A 20,023-nucleotide genomic window follows, 5' to 3' on the forward strand; every position below is an offset into this window, starting at 1 on the left:
CACACTAATAAGGACTTGACTATACCAGGGACGTAATGATAATTGGGAAGTTAATCATTGATTATCGTAAGAACTTATAAATTTATTATGGTTTGACCTCTTTTTAGAAAGTATATTAAATCAATCCTAAAATGGGGTGTAAAAAATGAATCCTTCAACGCCACGTAAGAAAATGCAAAGGCAAAATAGCGGGAGCAGTATAGAACAAATAAAATTTGAGATGATTATTCCCGATTCTTTATATCCTGTCGAAAGACTGTATAAGTATATTGAGTTAGGAACTATAAAAACTTTTAAGAAAGGCAGTGCCGTCCTTATACCGGGAGAAGAACCCAAGGCTCTCATTTATATTCTATCGGGTAGAATAAGAGTTAATTTGGTAGTTGATGATGGAAGGGAAAGGTTTATTTATACTGCCGGTAAATACAATATGATGGGCAGATTATTTGAAGCTTATAACCAGTATTATATTGTTGCGCTCGAGAAAACAGAGATTTGTTATTTTACAAAACAGCAGTTGGAACAAATTTTTCAAAAAGATCAGGAAGTTTTTTTTGATATTATAAAAAACTATCATGCTAAAATTTCTTATTACATGCGGCAAATGGCTGAAATGGATTTATACAATCCCACGATCAGGGTGGTAAGGTTATTATATAAACTGTGTATGACGAAAGGTGTTGCCGTAGGAGATTCGTTTGAAATACAAATCGACCTTTCCCTGAAAAGGATCTCGGAAATCACAGGTGCACACTATGTTACAGTCTCGAAGGTGTTGGGCGGGCTGAAAAAAAAGAATATCATCGAAAAGAATAAGAATACAATCATCATTCATGATCTGAAAGGATTAAAACGCCTGACGCAGGAAACGCACATTTTTAGTAATCAAGGCAGAAGCTTGGATAACGATTTGTTCCCTTTGTAAAAAATAATAGAAATGTTAAAGTCGTGATAAAACTTTGGGCATAAAAATTTAAATATAATGTACCCATAACAGGTTATTTCACCGGAAAGGAGGTGAGAAAGTTATGGGTACATTTTTAGTTTTTCTGGCGGGCGTTTTATTTTTAGCCGGCGGACTCTTTTTAAAGACCCGTGCCAAATATGAACAAAATTGGAGGACAATTTTAAACTGGACTTTATACGTTGTGTGGTATGCAATAACCTGGATGGGGATTTCTTTTATCTACATCAATGCCTCGGTCGGACATGTTAAGGCAACAAGTACAGCAATCTTCTTGTTTGGAGGAATCTCTGTTGTATTAGCTGTTATTCTGGCCCGTCTATTAGGTTATATCGGCGTCAAAAAGAAGAGCAATGAATCGTTGCAGGCTTAATGGTCAAATTCAGTAAAGAAGGTGTAAAGATGGAGGATAAAAAGCCAAGCTTAAGTCGACGTGGATTCCTTAAAGCTGGCGTGGCGGCGGCAGCGGCAGGAGTCATCGGTGCAATTAATCCGGATGCTCTGAAAGCTGAAAATGCTTCGTTGGTTTCGTTGGATTATGCATCGCCCGCGAATGGCAACTGGTGCAAACTTGTGCCTAAACCGAATTACGGTGGAGCTGCCGTACGTTATGCGGAGCACAACGACGAATGGTTGGGTACATCAAAGATCGTAGGCGAAGTAAAAAATATAAGTGAGTACGATAACGGTTTTACCATGGCGATCCGTGGAGAACTGGGCGAAGTACCGCGTTGGAACTATGTGACACAGGGCAAACGTGACCCAATGGCTGCAGGATTTGGTTATGCCATTGGTTTTATAAGTACAGACCAAGCTGTTGTCGGTCCGCCGCCGAGGAAGGAAAAACTGCCAGTACCTGATCCTGAAATTATGTCCAAGCATATCAAAGACACGTGTTATTATATGCGGGCTGACGAAGTCGGCATCGGCAAAATGCCTCCTTACGCATATTATTCTAATAGAATCTCGCCGACACATGGGGACTATGCCACCGGCAAAGTTGACCCTCTGCTTCTCATGAAGGAAATACCTGTTACGGAGCGGCTTCCTTATGTTATCTGTGTCGCTGTGGAGCAGCATCTGGAAACGTATATGGCCTCTACCGGTTATGACGGCATTGCTAAAAGCCAATCTTACCGTTGCTATCACGCATCAGCCAATATTTCCATTATGCTGGCTCAGTATATTCGCTCGCTTGGCTATCACGCCCGGGCCCACCACTTTGCCAATTATGCTTCAGTGATGGGGCCGATACTGATCGCGTGCGGTATGGGAGAACTGACACGAACCGGTGACTGCGTTGCGCATCCGCGTATGGGTTTCCGCAATAAGGTTGCGGCTGTTACGACGGATCTCCCGCTTGTCCCTGATAAGCCGATCGATTTTGGAATGCTTGATTTTTGTCGAGTGTGTAAGAAGTGCTCAGATAATTGTCCGGGTAAAGCGATCTCGTTTGATGATGAACCCGTAGCATACAACGGCTACCTGCGTTGGAACAGCGATTTTAAGAAATGCGCAGCCTTCCGTACGGGTAATCAGGAGGGCTTCAGTTGCGGACGCTGCATCAAGGTCTGTCCTTGGAGCTCCAAAGAAGATTCCTGGTTCCATGAGGCCGGCGTTTGGATCGGCAGCCATGGAAAACAATCAGCATCTCTTCTCAAACAAATCGACGATATGTTTGGATACGGCACTGAAGAAATCACGAAATACAAATGGTGGCTGGAGTGGCCTGAGCTATTTCCTATGCCGGCCGGATATCCGCCGACTCAAACGACTCAGCCAACTCAAACAACTCAAACAACTCAAACAACTCAGTCGTCTAAATAATGATTTGTCTTCATTCATCATTGATGGAGAATCAGATCATATGATTTGAATAATTATTATGAAATAATATTCGGTAAGATACGGTGTGCCTTTAAGTACGCCGTATTTTATTTGCAACGCAAAAAGCGCCTTTACATATTAAGCGTAAAATAATTCACGAAATTGCAATTTTAAATAGAATAGGGTAAGGGGCTAAAGAAAAAGAACCCAAGCAGCAATTTTTTGGTAAACCGCCACGATTTTCTGAGAACCGGGGCAGCAGTTGCTGCTATGGGTGTTATGGGTACAATTGCAACGCCATCAAAAATGGCCAATTGCAACTATAAGATATTATAGTACGATTAATTCAAAAAAAGTTTAGCAGGAATTAATTAAATTAAAATATTTGATGTAAATACGCAAAATAGTAGGGTTCACTATTTATTTATGTAGTCCCGACTACTTAGTTTCGTATGCATCACTGGATAGAATAATATGATTGGGATATTTCAATTTAGTTAAAGCTGTATTGTATTTTTATTTAGATTAAGATGCTTTTGGTGTCAAATTTAAGTATCTGAGTATAGCTAAAGTATTTGAGCCACTTTCATAATATTTTCAGCGGATAATGCCAATTCGGACATGGAAGCTGTGATTTGCTCAGAAGCAGCAGCTTGGCTTTCGCCTAATCCGGAGGCTTGGATGACTTGACTAATTAACTTCGTGGATTCGTCTTTAATAGAAGAAACGATTTCTTTTATATCTTTGATTGAGGAAGTACTGTTGGTAGCCATCTTCCTTATTTCTTCCGCGACAACGGCAAATCCGCGTCCTTGTTCGCCTGCCCGGGCGGCTTCAATAGCGGCATTAATGCCTAGGAGGTTAGAGTTGGCTGCTAGATCATTAATAAATTTGAGAATTTCATCGGTTTTTTTGATTTCTTCCAAAACTTTTTCGCCCCTGGATTTTATTCCTTCCAATTCCTGAGCCAGTTTCATGGCAGCGGCGGACAATTCCTCGGTTGTTGCTGTGACCTCCTGCGAAGAGGCGGACAAAGATTGTGCTGTGTCGGTAAGTAAATTCTGGGTTTTCAGATTTAAGGCCAGGCCAATGCCTCCGATTATTTTACCGGTATCATCTTTAACCGGAAAGGAAAAGGCTTTAAAGGAAAAACCAAACACTTCTGTAGGGACTGTCATAACGATTTGCTGGCCGGTCCGTACCGCTTCAGTAAGTGCATCACCCGGAGGCAGTGGTTTTCCTATGACGTTGAAAGGCAGTCTTGTTTTTTCACTTTCGACACTGTTAAGATACTTTTCGGTATCAGAGAGGGCAATCATGTTATCCAGAGGTATCATTTTGTGAAAGTAAGGGAGTGCTCTATTGAGACATTCCAGAATATCAGCTCCATTACCGACCTCAGGGCTATAAGGGTTTTCCTGATTTGCATTTTCCATAATAAATCCTTCCTTTGGAAAAATAAAAATATGAGAAATAATGAACGGAAATAATAAATAACCACTCTTATCGAGTGGTTATCACATAGAAAGTCTATCATGTTATAATATTGGGCAATTTAGCTTATGCTAAATAAATCCAGGCCATTTAGTTTCTACTAAAAAAAATATATAGAAAAAAATATAATATCATACTAAGGTTTGCAATTGTTTGAATTGCAAAGCAAAACCAAAAGGATCTTCTGTCTTTTCTCACCATCTCTTGCAAGGGAAGGAAGTGATGTAGGAAATAAAAAGTATAAGCAGATAAGTAGTCTTTTTGTAAACCAAGTATTTTTGCCTGTGAGAAAGTTATCAGTAAAAAATTAAAGGGGAGAATGTAAGTATGGAAAAAACAAATAGTTATTACATCTTACCGAATAATTTTTATCCCATTAAAAAGCTGCAAAATTACATTCACATGGGAGTTGTCCGAAATTATTCTAAAGGACAATCCATTGTCTTGCCCGGAGAGTTGATATATAAGATCGTTTATGTGCTCTCTGGAAGATTAAGTATAAGCTTTCTAAATGAAGACGGAAGGCAAAAATTAATGTACTATGCTGATCCTCATACCTATGCCGATAGATTATTTCCATTTGACGATTGTTATGTTCATGTTATTGCAGAAGAAAATAGCACAGTCTGTTTTTTCTCCAAAGAAGAACTTCTTGAAATTTTCCAGCAGGACAAAGAAGTGCTCTTCGATTTCATCACAAACTACTCATCAAAATGTGGCTATTTTATGCGGGAGGCCAAGGAGATGGTTCTTTATAACCCAACGGTTCGGGTCTTACGCTTACTTTACGAGCTTTGCCTCACCCAAGGGAAGTCGGTTGATAATGTCTATCAAATAGACATTAAACTATCTCAAAAGGCTATTTCTGAAATAACAGGTGTACATTTTGTGACGATAAGCAAAATATTTGGACTTCTAAAAAAAGAAAATATTTTGTATAAAACAACAAGCAAGATCACGGTTATTGACTTGGAACGGCTTAAAGAATTGATTAATAAGTGGATGGAACTTTGACACAAATTTACCGTTTAATTCTTTTCATCAATGAGTATAAGACAAAACACACGTAAAAAAGTTAATGGATGTTAATTTGAAACCAGTTAAAGTAAAAAATATAAAATTTTTTGGCCTAATAAATAATACATTTATGTGAGACTAAAACTCTAAATTAAAATTATGCTTAAAATAAATATGGAGTTGCAAATTCCAAAAGAAATTTGGGTAAGGAGGTGAAAAGAATAATGAGCACATTTTTAATCTTTTTGGCAGGGATTCTTTTCTTGGCTGGTGTCCTTTTTATCAGACCTCGTGCAAAGCAGGACAAGACTTGGAAGAGCGTGGTTATTTGGACCTTATATGTAATTTTCTTTGTGGTCGCTTGTATAGGAGTTTCCTTTGTTTACATCAATGCCAGTGTAGGACATGTCAAGGCTACAAGCACAGCAATATTCCTGTTTGGGGGGATTTCGCTGGTTCTTGCTGTAGTCCTGGCCCGCGTATTAGGCTTCATTGGTACGAAGAAAAAGGCCGAGTCACTAAAGGCTTAGAGGAGGAAAGTGAATGTCCGAAATTTCAGGAAATAAAGAGAAAGAATCCAAGCAGCAATTTTCGGTAAGCCGCCGCGGTTTTCTGAGAACCGGGGCAGCAGTTGCCGCTATGGGTGTTATGGGTGCAATTGCAGCTCCATCAAAGATGGCGAACGCAACGGTTAGCACGTTGGGTTATGAGGCAGCAGGCAAGGGCAAATGGTCAAAACTGAAGCCGCAGATGAGTTACGGAGGAGCCTCGGTTAGTTTTGTGGAGCATAACGACCAGTGGCTTGGGACAAGCAAGCTCCTTGGGCCGGTTCAAAGAACCGACGAACAGGACGGGGGATTCTGCTTGGCCATCAGAGGCATTTTGGGTGAAAAAGCAAGATACGGGTACTTCCAGCAAGCTCCAAGATATCCGCTGGGAACCGGATTCTTAATTCCCCTTGGGGCAATCAGCGGGGATAATATGGTGGATGGACCCGTTAACCCTGAAAAACTGCCGATTCCGGATCCTGAACAAATGTCACAGCATATCAAAGACCTTGCTTATTATCTGAGAGCTGACGAAGTAGGAATTGGCAAAATGCCTTCCTATGCTTATTACGCAAGTACAATGGCGCCGCCGCAAGGAGCGTATGCATCAGGCGCAGTTCCCCCTGATGCCCCGATCTCAAAAGCCCCTGTGACAGGCAGCCTGCCAAATGTTATTGTTGTCGCGGTAGAGCAGCATTTGGAAACCTACTTGGCAACGACCGGATATGACGGAATCTCCGTATCGCAATCGTTCCGTTGCTATCATGCTACAGCCAATATTTCTGTCATTATGGCGCAATACATTCGGAATCTAGGCTATAATGCGAGAGCCCAGCATTTTGGCAACTATGAAGCCGTAATGGGTCCGTGTCTGATCGCTGCCGGAATGGGCGAACTTACCCGAACGGGGGACTGTGTTGCGCATCCCAGATTTGGATTCCGGACGAAAGTCGCAGCTGTCACCACCGATTTGCCGTTAGCCCCGGATAAACCGATTGATTTCGGGATGTTGGACTTCTGCAGAGTTTGCAAAAAATGTGCAGATGAATGTCCTTCTAAAGCAATCACCTTCGACGTCGACCCAGTAGAACATAACGGCTATCTGCGTTGGAATACGGATGCCAAAATTTGCACGACTTTTAGGGCCAGCAATGAAGAAGGCGTCAACTGCGGCAGATGTATTAAAGTGTGTCCCTGGAATTCCAAAGAGGATTCCTGGTTCCACGAAGCAGGCATTTGGATTGGCAGCAAAGGCCAAGGCGCTGCAAAACTACTTAAAGGCATCGATGATATGTTTGGCTACGGAACGGAAATCATTGAAGATTATAAGTGGTGGCTCGAGTGGCCTGAACTCTATAAAATCAAGATGCCAAGCTAAAGGTACAGTCAGTCATCAAGCATCATGTAGTCAAAAAGTATAACGGATAATTTCATGGGGGCATAACGAAACTTAGCTTCGTTATGCCCCCTCAACGTATCCTTATGGTATTTTTGCATTTACCCTCTTATAAAGGGCCTCTAACTTGTACTATAGTACAAGTTAGAGGCCCTTTGATTTGCGAACTTTAAACTACAATACATTGTTTGACTAAGAGTGGTTATATATAATAAGGCTAAGAAGTAAACACAATTTACACATAAGTAAAATTTTCTGATGATAGTAAGCTATTTTGTCGCGCGTGCAATACAATTGTGCTGAAGTACAAAATTATTATTAGCGAATAAAGTCGGACTCAAAAATGCCATTTCCGTATTTTTAGTTTCCGCCCTCGCTGTTTTGTTTTGGAGATGAAACTGAATTTAGCTCTGGTATCATTTGTTCTGTCTTTCCTCGGAGCTAGTATCGGTATCTATGTTATTTACTGTGTCCGCACTTAGGAAGGCGACAGGATGAAAAATAATAGTTAATTCAAATAAAGGGGGGGATATGAACTGAAACTAGAATCATATCTAGAGATATCAAGTGAACTTCAACAATTATTTTACGATGATGTTTGTATTTCAATATGTGACACACAGAAAATTTTAGCCCGCTGCAACGGCAAAAAATTTTCTTTACCTGCATCAGTGGGCGATGAGTTACGTGCCGGCTCGCCTGGTTATGAGGCAATCCGTATTGGAAAAAGAGTCGTAAAGAAAGTTCCCAAAGAAGTTATTGGTGTTCCTCACATTGGTGTGGGATATCCGATCATTGATGAAGGAAAGATTGTTGGTTGTGTAGCGGTGGCCCTTTCTGAAGAGCGTTATGAAAACATTGTGAATGCTGGACAAGAAGTGTTGGCTGCTGTGCAGGAAATCTTAGCATCCACTGAAGGTTTATCAAATGAATTTCAAAATATACTTGCTACTACAAGATCTATGGTTAGAGAAACCAGGCAGGTCGATTCAGAAATTGAGAACATTGATGATTTTGTTCATAAGATTAAGAGCATCTCGATGCAGACCAATATTCTCGGATTAAATGCCGCTATCGAGTCTGCGCGGGTAGGTGAACTAGGAAGGGGATTTGCAGTAGTTGCAGATGAAGTACGTAAGCTTGCTGATGACACTAAATTATTAACGACAGAAATAGTCCAGATTTTAAGCAATGTCAAAAAGTCCGTGTCCGATTTACTCGATAATGTTGAACAGTTCAGTAATGCAATTGAAGATCAAGCCATTGGCACACAGGAAGTAACTCAGACAGTCGGTCAAATCGCAGAAATGGCCGAAAAAATGGTTGAATTGGGTCAGATAGAAAATTGAATTCTTAAGCAATAAGGATGATTATTGAACCTAAATACAAAGGAACTTAATTTAAGCAAAACGGCTAAATCAACCTGCAAAATACCGTTACGACTGTATTGTACGCAATAACATGGAAATAACACCGAGCGGGAGAAAGTCAGAATGTCTTATATGTCGTATGTTTCATTATTAATCATTGGTATCATCGCATTTGCTATTCCCTTAGTAGTTAACAAGATTAAGCGTGTTTCCATTCCTATAGTTGTTGGTGAGATTATTGCTGGAATCATCATTGGAAAAAGCGGATTTGACTTAATTCAAGGGAGTGAATGGCTGAGTTTTCTCTATAATTTAGGATTCGCCTTTCTCATGTTTATGGCGGGAATAGAAATAGATTTCAACTTAATCATTTCGCTTGCAAAGACACAAAAGGTCAAATGGCATCAGCACCCGTTAATTATGTCATTGATTCTATTTTCCACAACGCTTGTCCTATCTCTATTAGTAGCTTTCGGTCTCAAATGGATTGGGCTTATCCCTGATGTTGTAATTTTTACAATTATTTTGTCCAGCACCTCTGTCGGAATAGTAGTACCCATACTTAAAGAACGAGAAATGTTGTCCAGTAAATATGGACAAATTATATTGTTAAGTTCTCTGTTTTCCGACTTTTTCACAATGATCCTGTTGTCTTCATACATCACGTTTATAGCCACAAATTCGTTGATTAAGCTTTGCTACATCTTACTATTCATACCGATTTTTGTTCTAATCTGGAAGCTTTTGGACGTCGTGTTTAAATTACCAATGATGGAACAATTGGCGCATAAAAATTCACAAATAAAGGTCCGGGGTGCGTTTGCTTGTCTTATATTGTTTATGGTAATTGCTCAATTCTTAAATACTGAAATAATCCTTGGTGCATTTTTAGTAGGACTAATCATTTCTCTAATTAGTGATCGTAAAACGTCGCAGATTTTTCATAAGTTTGACGCCATAGCCTACGGAATATTCATTCCTGTTTTCTTTATTATGGTGGGAGTCAATTTTAACGTCAGAGATATTCTGAATAATCCTAGCTCGTTTTATCTGTTACCGGTTCTGGTACTTGCAGTATATGCTGTGACTCTGGCACCGACGGTATTCTTAAAAATCAACTATTCATGGAGTAAGTCGATAGCGGCAACCACATTATTGTCTTCCAGATTAAGCCTAATAATTGCTACAGGCACTATTGCCTTAAAACTAGGAATTATTAACGGTAGCTTGTTCGGAGCAATCATTTTAGTGGCGATAATAACTTGCACACTTTCGCCGCTCATTTTCAACCATTTGACAAAAAAATGACTTTCTAGAAAGAGACATTGGTAAATTTTTAATGATAAAAAGAAAGGAGCAATGAACTATCTATATTCAATAGGAACAATATCTTTTTGGCAAGGAGGGAAGAAGTTAAAATAATTTTATTTTTATTTCATTTTAGGTAGGACTTAATCTTCAGGATATGTATAGCACTATTTTCTTTAATCAAAAATATTGGTTTCTGAGACTTGTAATAACAAATATCAAGCAAAACATATTTTCTGTATAGGTAACAAATTTCAATAAAACAATTTGTTATTTATCAAGTGAGGAGTACAAGATTATGAAATATGATGAACATGATAATGCTTTAGCCCGGTATGAGCTTAAGCCGGGTAGCCGCGAGTGGATCGAGTACTATGAGAAGCATCCGGACCTTGAGAAGACGGATTTAAGTCAGTTTGATTTACCAGGAACGCTTGGCGTAGGGGCGCGTGTAGATAATATGGCGTGGCAGTCGCTGATGTCCATTCTTGGGCAATTGGGACAAGAGGATATGGTGGATGGACCGGTGGATCCTGTGAAGATTGAAATGACGCCGGAACGTGCTGCGGAAAAAGTTAAAGGTTTTGCGAAACATATTTTAGGGGCATCCGTTGTTAAGATCGGGCCTCTGAATCAGGAGTATGTTTATAGCGTTAAAGGACGAAGCTATCATCGGCATGGTGGAGTAGAGATACCTGTGGGGTTGCCCATTAATTTACCGCATAAAAATGCTATCTTTTTGGTTGAAGGGATTAATTACGATATTTTAAAAGGAGCCCCTAAAAAAGAGATTATGCTTGAGATTTTTAGGGCATACTCTAAACTTGGTCACATGGCGGTGCTCATGGCAAGGTTTATACGCAATATAGGTTATCCTGCCCGGGCTCATATCGTGACTAACAATCAGGTTATATTTCCTCCGGCTGCGATTGATGCTGGTGTCGGAGAATTAGGGAGAAGCGGAATTCTGATTTCCAAAGAGTTTGGTACTGCAATGAAAATGTCGGTCATTACAACAGACTTGCCATTGGTCTATGATCGGAAATCGAAGCTGGGAGTCGATGATTTCTGTAAAAATTGCAAGATTTGTGCTGAGAATTGTCCGGGAGCGGCCATCAGCATGGATGATGAGAAACAAATCATCAGAGGAGTGGAGAGATACCGTTTCAAAGCAGAGAACTGTTTTAAGATATGGAATAAAACAGGGACTGATTGTGGTGTGTGCATGAGTGCCTGCCCCTATAGTAAACCACCTTCTTTGGAGCACTCTTTCGGACTTTGGTTAGCAGCTAAAGGCGGAAGTTTCCCAGGTATTTTTTTGACCAGGTTAGAACGGCTAATATATGGTCCTCATTCTCCGGGAAAACATCCTCACCCTCAATGGATGGAAGAACCGCCGGATGTCTGGAAAGAATTCCGTTTTGACCGGAGAAAAGAATAGGTCGGTAGTTTGTCTAATTTGTTATTCTGTGAAGCGAGGAGCTGGAAATTATGAGATATGATGAACGTGATAATGTTTTAAGCCGATATGATGAGCTGCATCCGGGTACACCAGAATGGGAAGCGTACTATAAAAAGCATCCCGATCTGGAGAAGACGGATTTAAGTCAGAAAGAATTGCCTGGAACGCTAGGCGTGGGAGCACGTGTAGATAATATGGCGTGGTTATCTTTGATATCGCTTCTTAGGCAATTGGGCCAAGAGGATATGGTGGATGGACCAGTCGATCCTGTGAAGATTGAAATGACGCCGGAACGTGCTACTGAAAAAGTCAAAGGTTTTGCCAAAAATATTTTAGAGGCATCCGTTGTTAAGATCGGGCCGCTGAATCAGGAGTATGTTTATAGCCATAGGGGAAGAAATTTTACCCGGAAAAATGATATTCCGATCGGGACACCGATTAATTTACCGCATAAGAATGCTATCGTCATCGCCGAGGGGATGGATTACGATATCTTAAAGGGTGCCCCAAAAAAACAGATTATGATGTATATTTTTAAGCTGTATTCAAAGCTCGGTTATATATCGGTACGTTTAGCAAGAGCGATCCGCAATATGGGGTATCCGGCCCGGGCGCATATCCTGACCAATAATCAGGTTATCTTTCCGCCGGTTGGCATTGACGCCGGCATCGGGGAATTAGGCCGAAGCGGGATTCTGATTTCCAAAGAATTCGGTATGGCTTTTAAAATGACGGTCATTACAACAGATTTGCCATTGGTCTATGATAAAAAGTCTAATCTGGGAGTCGATGATTTCTGTAAGAATTGTAAAATTTGTGCTGAGAATTGTCCGGGAGCGGCCATCAGCATGGATGATGAGAAAGAAATCATAAGGGGAGTGGAGAGATATCGTTTCAAAGCAGAGAACTGCTTTAGAATATGGAACAAAACAGGGACCGATTGTGGCGTATGCTTAAGTTCTTGCCCTTATAGTAAACCGCCTTCCTTGGAGCACTCTATCGGGCTTTGGTTGGCAGCTAAGGGTGGAAGTCTTCCGGGCATTTTCCTGACCAAATTGGAACGGCAAGTCTATGGTCCGCATGATCCGGGAAAATATCCTGATCCTGAATGGATGGAAAAGTCACCCGATGTTTGGAAAGAATTCCGCTTCAATCGGAGAAAAGAATAGCGCTGTTCAGGCAAAAAAAGACCTCTCGGCTCAATCGGGCCGGGAGGTGTCTGTTTATGTGCAGCGTGCCCAGCTAAGCACGCATTATCTGGCTGGTGTAAAATTAAAAGTCCTGTCCAACGGGCGACTCAAGCAGATAGAATTACAAATTGGCAATATTGATGTTACTGAATTCCAGTAATTTGATAGAAAGATAAATCTGCAGCCGTTCTTCGGCATTATCCAGGTTTACGCCGGTGAGCTCTTTTATTTTATTAATCCTGTAAAATAAAGTGTTCCGATGGACGCATAAGGTGCTGGCCGCCTCATTAGGCGAATTCGTATAGTATAAATAATACTTTAATGTTTCTAAAAAAGGTGTTCCGTTGGATCCTTCCTCTTTGGCCAGGTAGATAACCGCGGGATGGCAGAAATCAATAATCTCGCTATGGGAAGAGATTAGTTCTGTAAGAAAATACAGCATGTTTTTTTCATAAAGGCAGAAAGGCTGATTATTGCGTTGGGCGAATTCACTAGCCTTTAAAGCCTGGTTGTAATATTTTCTGCTTTCCGACAGCCTGGTAAATGGGATGCTGACACCGGCAAAAAGAGCATTGGCGCTTAAATATTCGGTAAATTCCGAACCGGACTCTTGGAATAAACTGAGGCTGATTGAATTATCGATGAATACTACGAGTTCATTTTTATAGACAATACATTTATCACTGGGAATAAAAGATTGCAAAGATTGGATGATAAATGGAATTTTGCTTTCAAAAGTGTTACTTAGCTTATTACTTATTATCATGATTTGATATGTTTCTGTACTCGGCCACTGCAAATAATTAAGCCGTTTTCTGATAGAATCTTCATCATGAATTTTCTTATCCAGCAAGTCCGTTAGAAAATAGTTGGGTAGTAAATTTTTGCTGATGCTAAAGAAGTCATTTTTTTGCAATTCTATGGATAATAATTTCCGAAGAGGCTCGATAAGCTTAAAATCGATTTCCTGAAACTGTTTGCCGGCCTCATAAATTGCTAGTTGAGCAACTTCTATACCTTGGATCTGGATGATAGTCGAGAGGGTTCCATTGAAACGTTCCGATTTTCTCACGTACTGGGAATATCCCTGGCTGCGTGTCTTTGAATAAATGTGATTATCACGGATGAAGGAGATGGTATTGGCGTTGACATATTTATCGCCATTTTTATCTTCGGTTAGTTCGACAATATTAACAGCATCCTGCGATAAAGCAAGAACTTTAAAATTACTATCGTGCAGAAGCATTGGATGTCCAAAGATTTCTGTCGCGGTATCAATAAGGGGTTGCAACCCTTGATTTGAATAAATGGTGTCGAATAATTTTTGCATGTACCAAGATAGGTTAACTTCTTCATTAATTATGACGGCGACATGATTTAAAATTTCAAATGGGGTTATTTCTGAATTAGCAACGCAGCAAAGATTAAGGTTCGTTGCCCGAAGATATAATTCTGGGAGTGCTGTGTCTTCTATGCAAAGCAGAGTCAAGTTTATATTAGACGGTATTGGCGGCAGAGCAGATGCGAATCCGATATAAAGGCACCCGGGAATATAATGTTGAAGTTCTTTCTGTATCAAGGCGTAAGAGTGAATACTTACCGTGTCATCCTTAAAAGTCAAAGAACATGGAACGAGCGTATTTAGATGGTTTACTATATCCGCTAATTTCATATACCCTCCTATTACGGATGGTCTATTTGTATTATAGTACAAATTATTCATCCGTTGATTTACAAACTTTAAACTCTAATACATTGTCCGGTTAATAGTGATTATATATAATAAGGTCAGAAAAGTAAACAAATTATAAATATAAAGGAAATTTCTGATAACAATAAGCTGTTTGTTTACTTGCATATGAGATTTGTGCTAAAGTCTAAATAATTATCTATCCAATGTTTATGGAGCAACCTGATAAGAGGTTTGTTGCTTACAATATTTAATACGATAACTCTCATTTTGGAAGAATATTATCAGAAAGTTTATTGAAGGTAAGGAAAGGAGGAAGAAGCTCAAGAAAGTATGTTCAATGAGTAGTTGTATTTACAGAAAAGGAATGAAAGGGTTCTGGCTTCGGACGTATACTATCGAGGATTAATTAAAGGAGATGAGTTGTTTGAGTAAAGTAAATGTTTCAAAATTAATCGGATCGAGTAAAATGAATAGTTTTTTTGCCTTGGTGGCAATATTAGCTTTCTTAGGGCTGTTATTTGATGGATATGATCAGGGGGTTTACGGTAATTCCCTTCCTGCGTTGATGAAAGATACAGGTATTGCGCCAACAGTTTTCGGACTGATTGGTAGCTATACTCTATATGGAATGATGGCAGGCGGAATCATATTTGGAATGTTAGCTGACAGGATAGGTAATAAAAAAGTATTCATGTTGGCTATAGGCTTTTACGCGGTTTTCACAGGCATGATGGGAACTGCGACCGAGGTATGGCAGCTTTCTTTATACCGGGTTTTAACCGGAATGGGTATTGCCGGAATTGCCCCTGTCACGTTCGCTTTGGTTGCTGAATATAGTCCTTTAAAAAATCGTGTTAACCTGATTAGCGCAACGACTCTTGGAGTGCCGCTCGGAACAATGTTCAGTGCTTTGGTAGGTAAGGCTATTATACCGGAATATGGCTGGAGACCTATGTTTTTGCTTGGCTTTATTCCCATTGTTTTAATATTTATCTGTGCTGCTTATTTACCTGAATCCATGCAGAAATTGATAAAAGACGGCAAAAGAGATCAAATTCAAAAGTTGTTAAAAAAATCTGCCCCTGAACACACTCCCGGCGCTGATGAACAATACGAAGTAGATATCAAACCTTCTGAAAGAGGATCTTTTCTTAGCTTGTGGAAGGACGGCATGGCTGTGAATACGATTTTATATTGGGTAATCATGGCGCTATGTATGTTTATTGTTTACGGCTTAATAACCTGGCTGCCGAAAATTTTGATGGGTGCAGGATATAACTTGGGATCCAGTCTTACGCTCATGATTACTTTCACCCTCGGGGCAATACCAGGTATACTTATATCAGGCCCGATATCCAATAAAATTGGACTTAAAAATACGCTTATTGTATATTCAGTGATCCCTGCCCTTGTTGTTCTGCTTTTGATGTTGAAACTAAATATTACTCTGGTATCAGTTGTTCTGTTTATCCTTGGAGCCGGTATGTATGGCTTAATGGGATTGATCTATGTATTTGTATCGGTCGGCTACCCGCTTGCCTTCCGTGGAACAGGGTTAGGATGGTCCAGTGCTATGGGGCGTTTCGGCGGATCCTTCGCACCAATTATTGGAGGGATGTTAATAGCACAAAAGGCATCTTTAATGACAAACTTTTTGATATTTGCAACCGCACCATTTCTTTTGATAATGATCTGTGTTGTGGTTTCCCAACTAACCGCCAAGAAAGCCACCGCGCCCTCCATTAACAGTTAAAAAATAGTCCGTATACTACTCCTCGAATTTGAGTTTCAAAGGTCGTTAAGTGAACAATGAATTTGTCTATAGGGCAAATTCATTGTTCACTATGAAACAAACTTTAAATTATAATGCATAGTTGCAATGTAATTATATATAGTATATCCCAAAGAGTTAACAAATCTAGGCATGGACTGTAATTGAGTAATGTGGATAGATAAAAATTGCAATTGGTAGGAGGAATTAATATGGATGATATTCAAGCTAGATACGAGCAGCGGATTGAAGACATTAAAACAACAGCTAATATTAAGGAACCGAAACGTGTGCCCATCATGGCGGCTATGACGGCTTTCCCGATTGCTTACTCGGGTTCTAAAACAAGAGAACTTATTAACGACGGAGATAAGTTGGCAGAAAAGTGGACGAGTATTTTCGATGATATTTATTTTGACTGCAGCTTGAGCTGGGGCACAATGGTTCGAATGAAAATGGTTGAAACGCTGCAGAGTAAAACTTATTTTATTTCTGAGGATGAAGTAACCATTCAACATTCGGAAAACACGCCGATGCTTTCTGAAGAGTATCCGGAGCTAATCAATGATCCAATAACATTTATGGCAAACAAAATTTTTCCCAGAAAATTTCCTGCGCTTAGCAGGCCATATCCTGAAAATGTTGAGGCGTTAAAAAAAGCTGTACTGGAAATGGCCGAATTTGCCAGGGATACCGGAAAAATAATCGAGAGGGGCAAAAATATATATGGCGTGGCTCCGATTGTCGGTAGCAAGCTTTACCCTCCTCTTGATTTGATCTTTGACAGGTTGAGAGGATTCCAGGGGCTTTTTGGAGACTTGAGAAGAGTTCCAGAACAAGTGATTGCGGCTTGTGAAGCTTTGTACCCGATCTATATGCAGGTATGTGAAAAAGGCTTAACAGGAGAATATCCTTATGCGGTCACAATGTTGCATTGTCCGGCATTTTTGGGTCCAAAAAGCTTTGAGAAATTTTTCTGGCCCACTTATAAAAAAATGTTGTTAAGGGTGAATGAACTTGGTACAAAAACATTAATGTTTTTGGAAGGCAAGTGGGAACCATACTATGATTTCCTAAGGGAACTTCCGAAAGCTTCAATACTCTGCTATTTGGAAGCGGATGATATTATTGAGGCTAAAAAGAAACTGGGAGATAAATTCGCAGTTCTTGGCGGTGTACCTACCAGCATGCTTAAGTATGGCAATAAGCAAGAATGTATCGATGAAGCGAAGCGGATTATTGATGCATGTGCTCCGGGCGGTGGATTCCTATTTACCACTGAAAGAGCGCTAATATCACCAGCAGATGTAAATGTCGAAAATTTGAAAGCCGTCAATGAGTTTGTCCACGCATATGGCGCATATAAGTAAAGGGGGACCTAATATGGAGAATGAAAAGACAGTAATGGATTTGTTGGATGAATTAAAAAACCAAACAGATTGGCAAACGGATGAAAAAACCAGGGAAGCTCTTGTTAACAAGTTAATCTTGTCGATGATTGAAGATTAAGGGCGGATTAATTGTAGCATTAGCTTAACTAATTAGTTGAAAGATAAGGATTTATCAATCCTTGTTTATGCGAATAATCAACTTGTAATACAGGAAGAGCAATTAATACAATATAGGTCGAGTTACGCCAGCCTTTCATATATGCTTGCAAATGAGGGGTACGATATTGATGTTAATTTTCCGGAAGAGGACAAACCTGAACATTAAAATTGTATAAAATTAGCACGAAATGGTTTAGGGATCTTGTTGAAAAGTTGGTCTTAATCAATAAAAGGAGATGTTTTACAATGGTAGATTTACAGGTATTGACCCAGGCCATGGGAAATCTTAATGAAGAACAGGTAGTGGGGATTTTAAATGAATTTGTGGCAAAAAATCCTAGTAAGAATGAAGCTGAAGAGGTCGTAAATGCTTGTCAACAGGGAATGGCAATAATTGGGGATCTTTTCGAAAAGGGTGATTATTTTGTTGGCGATCTGATTTTCGCTGGGGAATTGCTTACATCTGCAATGGAAACGCTTAAACCCTTTGTAGGCGAACAAAATACGAAAAAAGTTGGAAGAATCCTTCTTGCCACTGTTCGAGGTGACTTGCACGATATCGGAAAGAATATTTTCAAGAGTATGGCAGAGGCGGCCGGCTTTGAAGTGATTGACATTGGGATTGATGTACCTGCTGACACCGTTGTCGAAAAAATAAAAGAAACAAAGCCTCAAATAGTAGGTATGAGTGGCGTTTTAACTATTGCGTTGGACTCTATGAAAAGTACAGCGGAAGCTATTAAGGATGCCGGATTGCGTGAGCAAGTGAAACTGATTATTGGCGGAAACCCTGTCACTGCGGAAGCTTGCAAGAACATTGGTGCAGATGCATTTACCACGAACGCTGCTGAAGGTGTATCAATATGTGAAAAATGGCTTCAAAAGGCTTATTAAGCCAGTAGGCCCCTAGTAAGGCCTGCTGGATCTGGTCATCAGATATCCGATGGTGACTTCATTCTTAGAATAATAGTAATCAATAAAATATTTTGAAAGCAGTCTCGTTACTACTCAACTTTTGAAGGCCCGCTCAGATAAGGCAACCTCGCCGTTGGCGGCCGCCGGTTCCGGCGTTAAGGTGCACCCCGGTTCCCTGGAGGGGAGAATGTGAGTATGGAAAAAATAACAAACAATTATTACATTTTGCCGAATAATTTTTATCCGATGAAAAAGTTGCAGAATTATGGTCATCTGGGAACAATCCGTAATTATGGTAAGGGTGAATCTATCGTTTTGCCGGGGGAATTAATCCACAAAATCATCTATGTGATTTCCGGAAGATTAAGCATCAACTTTCTGAACGAAGATGGAAGGCATAAAGTGATGTTCTATGCTGACCCACTTACTTTTGCTGATAGGTTATTTCCTTTTGATGATTGTTTTGTCCATGTAGTTGCAGAAGAAAGCAGCACAGTATGGTTTTTTACGCAAGAACAGCTTTTTGAAATTTTTCAGCAGGACAAAGAAGTGCTTTTCGATTTTATTTCATGCTATTCATCTAAATGCGGTTATTTTATGCGGGAAGCCAAAGAGATGATCCTTTATAATCCTTCGGTTAGGGTATTACGTCTACTTTATGATCTTTGCCTTACACAGGGAAAGTTAGTAAACAATGTATATCAAATAGACATTAAGCTATCTCAGAAGGCAATTTCTGAAATAATAGGCGTTCACTTTGTAACAATAAGCAGAATATTCGGATTCCTTAAAAAGGAAAACATTTTATATAAAACCACGAATAAAATCGTAGTTATTGACTTGGAAAGACTTAAGGATTTAATTAATGAATGGATGAAAAAATAAAATCCCGTGGAACATAACGGCTATCTGCGTTGGAATACGGATGCAAAAATCTGCACCACTTTTAGGGCCAGCAATGAAGAAGGCGTGTACAATCTCATGCGGCGCACCGTCTAGGTGCGTCGTATTTTTAATGTCCTAAATTGTATTTTGATTCAGAAATAAAAGAAAAAATTAAAAATAAAATTTTATTAGCAATGATAACATCGTTTTTTTTATATCATGCTAAGATTGTTCCATAAAGCTTCATTTTGAAAACACTATAACACAGGTTGTACCGGATTTCAGGAGAAGTGTTTTGGAAACAGAGGAGGTGAAAAGAACATGGGAACATTTTTGGTATTTCTGGCAGGTATTTTATTTTTAGGCGGCATTATATTTATCAAACCGCGGGCTAAGCAGGATTTAAAATGGAAAACAATTCTCAATTGGGTTTTGTACGTTTTATGGTTTGTGATTACTGGCACCGGGATTTCTTTTATCTATATTAATTCAAGTGTAGGACATGTAAAAGCAACGAGTACTGCCATATTCCTTTTCTTAGGTTTATCGATCGTTCTGGCAATTGTGCTGGCAAGATTTTTAGGTTTCATTGGAAAAAAACGCAATCAGCAAAATACAAATTTAGAAACATAG

20 protein-coding genes are annotated in these 20,023 nt (G+C 39.7%); 18 read left to right on the forward strand and 2 right to left on the reverse strand.

Annotation, left to right across the window (positions count from 1 at the left end; all coding sequences use genetic code 11):
- The first annotated feature begins 145 nt into the window (after positions 1-145).
- From A7K50_RS04045 to A7K50_RS04055, 3 genes are all read left to right on the forward strand, one after another.
- Positions 146-925 (forward strand): Crp/Fnr family transcriptional regulator, encoded by a 780-nt coding sequence (locus A7K50_RS04045; protein ID WP_020492125.1) that lies wholly within the window; start codon positions 146-148, stop codon positions 923-925.
- 103 nt (positions 926-1,028) lie between these two features.
- The gene (locus A7K50_RS04050) at positions 1,029-1,337 is read left to right on the forward strand and encodes a dehalogenase (RefSeq protein ID WP_119774720.1); all 309 of its coding nucleotides are present in this window, start codon (positions 1,029-1,031) and stop codon (positions 1,335-1,337) included.
- The gene (locus A7K50_RS04055; protein ID WP_119774721.1) at positions 1,337-2,791 is read left to right on the forward strand and encodes a reductive dehalogenase; all 1,455 of its coding nucleotides are present in this window, start codon (positions 1,337-1,339) and stop codon (positions 2,789-2,791) included. The genes A7K50_RS04050 and A7K50_RS04055 overlap by 1 nt, the downstream gene beginning before the upstream one ends.
- A 566-nt stretch (positions 2,792-3,357) precedes the next feature.
- Here A7K50_RS04055 and A7K50_RS04065 read toward each other — a convergent pair.
- Positions 3,358-4,227, reverse strand: coding sequence for a methyl-accepting chemotaxis protein (locus tag A7K50_RS04065; RefSeq protein ID WP_119774722.1), 870 nt, complete (start codon positions 4,225-4,227; stop codon positions 3,358-3,360).
- A 385-nt stretch (positions 4,228-4,612) separates the two neighbouring features.
- Between A7K50_RS04065 and A7K50_RS04070 the strand changes: the two genes are divergently transcribed.
- From A7K50_RS04070 to A7K50_RS04105, 8 genes are all read left to right on the forward strand, one after another.
- The gene (locus A7K50_RS04070; protein WP_119774723.1) at positions 4,613-5,299 is read left to right on the forward strand and encodes a Crp/Fnr family transcriptional regulator; all 687 of its coding nucleotides are present in this window, start codon (positions 4,613-4,615) and stop codon (positions 5,297-5,299) included.
- A gap of 227 nt (positions 5,300-5,526) precedes the next feature.
- The gene (locus A7K50_RS04075) at positions 5,527-5,832 is read left to right on the forward strand and encodes a dehalogenase (RefSeq protein WP_119774724.1); all 306 of its coding nucleotides are present in this window, start codon (positions 5,527-5,529) and stop codon (positions 5,830-5,832) included.
- A gap of 13 nt (positions 5,833-5,845) precedes the next feature.
- On the forward strand, positions 5,846-7,228 hold the full coding sequence (locus A7K50_RS04080) for a reductive dehalogenase (RefSeq protein ID WP_119774725.1): 1,383 nt from the start codon (positions 5,846-5,848) through the stop codon (positions 7,226-7,228).
- Positions 7,229-7,917: 689 nt separating this feature from the next.
- Entirely contained in the window at positions 7,918-8,595 is a 678-nt protein-coding gene (locus A7K50_RS14290) for a methyl-accepting chemotaxis protein (protein WP_243103635.1), read from the forward strand.
- A gap of 144 nt (positions 8,596-8,739) precedes the next feature.
- On the forward strand, positions 8,740-9,924 hold the full coding sequence (locus A7K50_RS04090) for a cation:proton antiporter (protein WP_119774726.1): 1,185 nt from the start codon (positions 8,740-8,742) through the stop codon (positions 9,922-9,924).
- A gap of 298 nt (positions 9,925-10,222) precedes the next feature.
- Positions 10,223-11,365, forward strand: a complete 1,143-nt coding sequence (locus tag A7K50_RS04095; RefSeq protein WP_119774727.1) for a reductive dehalogenase domain-containing protein — start codon at positions 10,223-10,225, stop codon at positions 11,363-11,365.
- Positions 11,366-11,415: 50 nt separating this feature from the next.
- Positions 11,416-12,555 carry a 4Fe-4S dicluster domain-containing protein gene (locus A7K50_RS04100; protein WP_119774728.1) on the forward strand — a complete coding sequence of 380 codons (1,140 nt, stop codon included), beginning with the start codon at positions 11,416-11,418 and terminating at the stop codon, positions 12,553-12,555.
- Complete coding sequence (locus tag A7K50_RS04105; RefSeq protein ID WP_119774729.1) at positions 12,515-12,736, forward strand: hypothetical protein; 222 nt, start codon at positions 12,515-12,517, stop codon at positions 12,734-12,736. The genes A7K50_RS04100 and A7K50_RS04105 overlap by 41 nt, the downstream gene beginning before the upstream one ends.
- On the opposite strand, the gene A7K50_RS04110 is transcribed toward A7K50_RS04105, so the two are convergent.
- Positions 12,698-13,906, reverse strand: a complete 1,209-nt coding sequence (locus A7K50_RS04110; protein WP_158582035.1) for a helix-turn-helix domain-containing protein — start codon at positions 13,904-13,906, stop codon at positions 12,698-12,700. The two genes, A7K50_RS04105 and A7K50_RS04110, sit on opposite strands and share 39 nt — an antisense overlap.
- A gap of 787 nt (positions 13,907-14,693) precedes the next feature.
- On the opposite strand from A7K50_RS04110, the gene A7K50_RS04115 reads away from it, so the two are divergent.
- The 7 genes from A7K50_RS04115 (at position 14,694) to A7K50_RS04140 (ending at position 20,023) form a co-directional block, all read left to right on the forward strand.
- The gene (locus A7K50_RS04115) at positions 14,694-16,022 is read left to right on the forward strand and encodes an MFS transporter (RefSeq protein WP_119774731.1); all 1,329 of its coding nucleotides are present in this window, start codon (positions 14,694-14,696) and stop codon (positions 16,020-16,022) included.
- Between the two features lie 230 nt (positions 16,023-16,252).
- On the forward strand, positions 16,253-17,410 hold the full coding sequence (locus A7K50_RS04120; RefSeq protein ID WP_119774732.1) for a uroporphyrinogen decarboxylase family protein: 1,158 nt from the start codon (positions 16,253-16,255) through the stop codon (positions 17,408-17,410).
- A 13-nt stretch (positions 17,411-17,423) separates the two neighbouring features.
- A complete protein-coding gene (locus A7K50_RS14445; protein WP_282432344.1) occupies positions 17,424-17,549 on the forward strand; it encodes a hypothetical protein in 126 nt (41 codons plus the stop codon).
- Between the two features lie 36 nt (positions 17,550-17,585).
- The gene (locus A7K50_RS14005) at positions 17,586-17,756 is read left to right on the forward strand and encodes a hypothetical protein (protein ID WP_158582036.1); all 171 of its coding nucleotides are present in this window, start codon (positions 17,586-17,588) and stop codon (positions 17,754-17,756) included.
- Between the two features lie 80 nt (positions 17,757-17,836).
- Positions 17,837-18,484 carry a cobalamin-dependent protein gene (locus tag A7K50_RS04125; RefSeq protein ID WP_119774733.1) on the forward strand — a complete coding sequence of 216 codons (648 nt, stop codon included), beginning with the start codon at positions 17,837-17,839 and terminating at the stop codon, positions 18,482-18,484.
- A gap of 216 nt (positions 18,485-18,700) precedes the next feature.
- A complete protein-coding gene (locus A7K50_RS04130) occupies positions 18,701-19,390 on the forward strand; it encodes a Crp/Fnr family transcriptional regulator (protein ID WP_119774734.1) in 690 nt (229 codons plus the stop codon).
- A gap of 321 nt (positions 19,391-19,711) precedes the next feature.
- The gene (locus tag A7K50_RS04140) at positions 19,712-20,023 is read left to right on the forward strand and encodes a dehalogenase (protein WP_119774735.1); all 312 of its coding nucleotides are present in this window, start codon (positions 19,712-19,714) and stop codon (positions 20,021-20,023) included.

This window comes from Dehalobacter sp. MCB1, assembly GCF_003590275.1.
In the GTDB taxonomy this organism is placed as follows: Bacteria; Bacillota; Desulfitobacteriia; order Desulfitobacteriales; family Syntrophobotulaceae; genus Dehalobacter.